Annotated in this window: 1 protein-coding gene; it reads right to left on the bottom strand. The window is 71.1% G+C overall.

Features of this window, described 5'->3' with window-relative positions; genetic code table 11:
* The coding region (locus tag ACZ7DL_RS39105) for a zinc-binding dehydrogenase (RefSeq protein WP_470781857.1) at positions 1–800 on the bottom strand (800 nt) is incomplete at its 3' end.
* Positions 801–1067 lie beyond the last annotated feature (267 nt).

Here is a 1067-nt window from a genome sequence, read left to right as displayed (position 1 = left end):
GATTGCATCGCCCGCAGTGTCTGCTGTGCTTGGCGCACGTCCCAGGCTGTGACGGGCGGCAGCTCCAGCACGCCCTGGCGGAACAGGTCGATGAGGGTGTGCAGGATCTGCCCCACCCGTCCGGCTCCGGCGTCCATCAGGTCATAGGCCCGGTAGGCGACGCCCGGGAACTGCTGTGCCACCTGATCGCTGTCACGGATGTCGCTCTTGCCCAGTTCCAAAAACCGTCCCCCCTGCGGTGAGCACAGGCGCAGGGAGGCGTCGAGGTGGGGGCCGGTGAGGCAGTTGAGGACCACATCCATCCCGCGCCCGCCGCCCGCCTGACCGAAGCGGGTTTCGAAGTCCACCGTGCGCGACGAAGCGATCCGCTCGGCCGGGACACCGAGCGCGTGCAGATGCGGCCACTTGGGCTCGCTGGCGGTGGCATACACCTGGGCCCCCAGATGGCGGGCCAGCTGCACCGCCGCCATCCCCACCCCGCCGGCCGCGGCATGCACCAGCACCCGCTCACCGGGACGCACATCCGCGAGATCGACCAAGCCCATGTAGGCGGTGGCGAAGACCACCGGCACCGACGCGGCCTGCGCGAACGACCACCCCTCGGGCATACGCGCCAGCACCACCTCCTCGGCCACCACCACCGGAGCGAACGCGTCCGCGAACACCCCGAACACCCGGTCCCCCACCGCCAAGTGCTCCACACCGGGACCGGTCTCCACCACCACCCCGGCACCCTCACTGCCGATCCCGTACTGCCCGGGCACCATCCCCAACGCCACCAGCACATCCCGGAAGTTCACCCCAGCAGCCCGTACCGCCACCCGCACCTGACCCCGACCCAGCACACCCCCACCCGCCTCACAGGCCACCGGACCCACCCCGTCCAGCATCCCCGACCCGTCACAACCCAGCCGCCACCCCACACCGCCCGGCACCACCAACCCCCCACCCACACGACCCAACCGCGCCACACGAAGAACTCCACCCCGCACCGCCAGTTGCGGCTCGCCGCAGGACAGGGCGGCCGCGACCGGGACGTCGCCGATGTCGTCGGTGTCGAGGTCGAG

The organism is Streptomyces sp. NPDC036984 (assembly GCF_055607665.1).
The sequence above is the reverse complement of the archived record's forward strand: the minus strand, read 5'-3'. Positions and strand labels throughout refer to the sequence as shown.